We start from the raw sequence: 4,504 nt of genomic DNA on the forward strand, positions 1-4,504 counted from the left end.
AATTTGGATGCAGAGATAGTCAAATAAGCAAATTTAATAGCTCTCAAAATCTAAATTTAACCCTTTTGTAAATTCAAATAAACCAATCCACTCACCATAACTGATTGCTTTTTGCGGGCAAAAATAGTCTTTATAAAATGCAAACTACTCTATAAATTCCTCGTGACGGCATCAGATCAGGCAAATTTACTTACCAAGCATAAATTTACAAATTTAAAGCGCCAGAATCAAAAAATAGTCTTTATAATTTTAAAGCAGCCAAAACCTAAATTTGGCTAAATTTAGCCCACTCCACTTGGCATAAATAGATAAATTTACAAGCTGATTATTAAATTTGGTTTTTGGATTAAATTTCACTTGCTAGCCCCTTTGGCTGGCACCAAAGGGAATTTGCTAGCAAATTTGGATTATAGTTTTGCTTTTCTTTTACGCTCTGTTGGGTCTAAATAGCGCTTGCGAACGCGAATATTTATAGGCGTAACCTCGACTAGCTCGTCATCTTCTATCCACTCAAGCGCGCGCTCAAGGCTTAGCTTTCTAGGCGGGACTAGCTTGATCGCATCGTCACTACCGCTTGCACGCACGTTCGTTAGGTTTTTGCCTTTTATTGGATTTACATCAAGGTCGTTTGGACGGCTGTGCTCGCCGATGATCATACCCACATAGACTTTTGCCTGCGGATCAAGAAATAGCACGCCACGATCTTGCAAGTTAAATAGCGAATAAGCAAGTGTTACGCCGTTTTCCATAGAAACTAGTGCGCCGTTTGTTCTGTGCTCGACGGTGCCGCTTAGTGGCCTAAACTCCAAAAAGCTGTGGTTCATAACGCCCTCGCCTTTTGTATCAGTCAAAAACTGGCTTCTAAAGCCGATAAGTCCGCGAGCTGGGATCTCAAATTCGATCCTTGTTTGGCCATCGCCTGTTGGGTTCATAGAGACCATTTCAGCTTTTCTTTTGCCAAGTTTTTCGATGACTGTACCTGTCGTATCATCAGGCGCATCGATCACTAAAAGCTCGTATGGTTCGCATTTTACGCCATTTATCTCTTTTACGATGACCTCAGGTCTGCCAAGTAAAAACTCATAGCCCTCGCGGCGCATATTTTCAGCCAAAATGGTGATCTGAAGCTCACCGCGGCCGCTTACTTTAAATTTGCCCTCGCCGATGTTTTCATACTTCATCGCGATATTTGTCTTCATCTCGTTTGCAAGGCGCTCATCGATCTTGTTTGATGTGACGTGTTTGCCCTCAGTGCCTGCAAGTGGGCCATCATTTACAGAAAATACAACGCTAAGTGTTGGCTCTTCGATATGAAGAGGATCAAGCGGATGAGGGTTGTTTGGATCAACGACACTATCGCCAACATCAAGCGCGTCAAAGCCAGCGATCGCTACGATGTCGCCAGTGCCAGCCTCGTTTATATCGATCCTGTCAAGTCCCATAAAGCCGATGAGTTTTGAAATTCTACCAGTTGTCTTCGTGCCATCAGCCTTTGCAAGCATAACGTTTTGGTTTTTAGCTATCTTGCCGTTAAAAATCCTCGCAATGCCGATCTTGCCGACGTAGTTGTCATAATCAAGCGTGAAAACTTGAAGTTGCAAAGGATTTTCGTCATTTCCAGTTGGAGCTGGCACGTGAGCTAGGATAGTCTCAAAAAGTGGCTGCATATCTTTGCTCTCATCGCTTAGTTTTAGCTTTGCGTAGCCATTTTTAGCAGCGGCATATACGACTGGAAATTCTAGCTGTTCGTCATTTGCGTCAAGTGCGACAAAAAGATCAAAAATTTCATTTATAACGCGGTCTGGATCGCCTGCAGGTTTGTCTATCTTATTTACGACGACGATTGGGCGAAGTCCAAGTGAGAGCGCCTTTTTAACGACGAATTTAGTTTGTGGCATAACACCTTCTTGCGCATCAACAAGTAGTAAAACGCCATCAACCATCTTAAGAACACGCTCTACCTCGCCACCAAAGTCGGCGTGGCCCGGGGTGTCTATGATGTTGATCTTTGTATCTTTGTAACGAATGGCGGTGTTTTTAGAAAGGATCGTGATGCCACGCTCTCTTTCGATGTCGTTGCTATCCATTACACGCTCGCCAAGGTTTTGATGCTCGTTAAATGTTCCTGACTGCTTCAAAAGCTCATCAACCATTGTTGTTTTACCGTGGTCGACGTGCGCGATGACGGCTATATTTCGTATCTTTTCCAAATTTTTCTCCGTTTATTAGTTTGATATTTTTCGCTTTATCAGTTTTTAAATAGGGGCAGATTATAGCCAAATTTTTATAAATTTTAAGCTGATATCAAGAAATTAATTTTTGGAATAGATTTTGCATGTAAGCGTTAAGTTTTTAAATTTAAAGGGATTAAATGCAAGCTTACACAGCGAAAAACAACGTAGATTTGTTAGCTCCTGCGGCTACGAAAAAGCCTGCAGCTGCGAAGAAGTCTCAAAACAACGGCGAGTTTTTGTCGATGGTTTTGGATGCGGCTGCGAGCAAGGCAAATAGCGGTCAAAAGATCACCGAAAAGGATGTCAAAGAGATAGTAAAAACTGTTGATATCCAAAAAGAGACGATAGAAAAGGCGCAAAACGAAAGCGTGGCAAAAATTTCAGCCGCACTTGAAGAGAATTTGGACGAAGATACAAAAAATGAGCTCTATGAAAATGCAAATTTCATGCAGCTTTTACAAGTTTTAGAGATACTAAATGGCAATGAAAAGGTAAGTAAATTTCCAAATTTCAGCGACAAAATAGCAAATTTCTTAAGTGTGCCCCAAAACGTCGAAGAGCTTAGCAACGTTAAAAGCGTTAGCGATCTTATCGACCTTGCTAAGAAATTTGACCTTGGCCTTGAAAATATAGAAATTTCAAATGAAGATGTGCCTAAACTAAACGAGATGTTTAAAAATTTGGGCAAACAGGAATTTTTCACGCCGATAAAGACTGAGGATAAGCCTTTTTACCTAAAAGAGCTAAAAAACGAGGTCGAGCAAACTATCATCAAAAACGAGCCAAAAGAGGTCGTAAAGCTTGATACTTTACTAAAAGAGGTGGTGGCAAATCCAGTCAGCGAAGTTAAAAATTTAGTCAAAGAAGAGCCTAAAAAACTAGATGATAGTGAAGTAAAGCTTGATGATGAGATAGTGGATGTTGAGCCAGATGAGCAGCCAAAAGAGCCAAAAGTAAAGGTAAATTTACACGAGCAAAAGGCACAAAAAGCCCCAACTCTTGAGTCGCTACTCTTTCCAGAAAGAGAGCAGATGAGCGAGGCTGAGCCAAGCGAGGAGACCTTTAGCAGTGACAATAAATCAGAGCTAAATCAAATGGTAAAAGATATCGCAAACAGCGCTAAACACCAGCTTCAAACAAAGGCGGAGATAAAAGAGACGCTTAGTAATTTCTCTTCTACGCTAAAAGAGCAGGTGCAAAACTACAAAGCGCCGATCACTCGCTTTAACATCACGCTTAACCCGCTAAATTTAGGCGAGGTCGAGATCACGATGGTAAATCGCGGCAACAATCTGCATATAAATTTCAACTCAAATACGCAGACGATGAACCTATTTTTACAAAATCAGGCCGAGTTTAAAAACAGCCTCGTAAACATGGGTTTTACCGAGCTTGAGATGAACTTTAGCGATCAAAATCAGCCTAAAAAAGAGCAAGGGCAAAAGAGCTACAAAGGCTCCAAATTTAGCTCCGACGACGCAGAGCAAAGCGAACCGACTACGCCTCGTTTAGAGCTCGTCGTTCCACGATATGTGTAAATTTGGAATCAAATTTGCTTGAGATATAAAAATTTAAAGGATAAAAGATGGTTTCAAAACTACTAAAAATTTTGGCTCTGGGCGCATTTTTGACGCTAAATTTAAACGCCAAAACCATAAAAGAGGGCGTTTTAACGATTGCTACGGAAGGTACTTACGCGCCGTTTTCATATTATGACGATAAAAACGAGCTAAAGGGCTACGACGTTGATATCGCTCGTGAAGTCGCTAAGAAGTTAAATTTAAAGATCGAATTCCTAACCGCTCCGTGGGACGCGATGCTCGCGGCATTTGATGCGGGCAAGGCCGATGCGGTATTTAATCAAGTAAGCGTTACTGACGAACGCAAGAAAAAATATGATTACGCACAGCCCTACACCGTCGTGCACGGCGCCATCATCACTCATAAAGATAACGACGATATCAAAAGCTTTGATGATCTAAAAGGTAAGAAAAACGCCGACTCCGCTACCAGCAACTGGGCAAAGGTGGCCGCTAGCTACGGGGCGCAAAACGTCACGGTCGATAGCTTTAGCAAGAGCATGGAGCTTCTCGTTAGCAAGCGTGTAGATACCGTCGTGCGCGATAATATCGTATTTTACGACTTCATCAAGCAGCGCCCGGGCGCTCCAGTTAAAATAGCCGCCGAGGGAAGCGATACCGACTATACCGCGCCTATCGTGCAAAAGGGCAATACGGAACTTGCCGATCAGATCAGCAAGGCGATAGAGG

General features: G+C 42.3%; 3 protein-coding genes. 2 read left to right on the plus strand and 1 reads right to left on the minus strand.

The annotated features are described in order from the left end of the window. Positions 1–407: 407 nt before the first annotated feature. Positions 408–2,210 carry a translational GTPase TypA gene (typA, locus tag Q0296_RS00695; RefSeq protein WP_103646072.1) on the minus strand — a complete coding sequence of 601 codons (1,803 nt, stop codon included), beginning with the start codon at positions 2,208–2,210 and terminating at the stop codon, positions 408–410. Between the two features lie 161 nt (positions 2,211–2,371). Between typA and Q0296_RS00700 the strand changes: the two genes are divergently transcribed. Both Q0296_RS00700 and Q0296_RS00705 read left to right on the plus strand, forming a co-directional pair. Next, positions 2,372–3,772 carry a flagellar hook-length control protein FliK gene (locus tag Q0296_RS00700; protein ID WP_298035664.1) on the plus strand — a complete coding sequence of 467 codons (1,401 nt, stop codon included), beginning with the start codon at positions 2,372–2,374 and terminating at the stop codon, positions 3,770–3,772. 47 nt (positions 3,773–3,819) lie between these two features. Beyond that, positions 3,820–4,504: transporter substrate-binding domain-containing protein (locus Q0296_RS00705; RefSeq protein WP_298035665.1), on the plus strand; the 685-nt coding region annotated here is incomplete at its 3' end.

Source organism: uncultured Campylobacter sp., assembly GCF_937890585.1.
GTDB lineage: Bacteria > Campylobacterota > Campylobacteria > Campylobacterales > Campylobacteraceae > Campylobacter_A.

Excerpts from the sequence above, each read along its gene's own strand:
- Q0296_RS00700 (WP_298035664.1), top strand. The coding sequence starts at position 2,372 with ATGCAAGCTTACACAGCGAAAAACAACGTAGATTTGTTAGCTCCTGCG.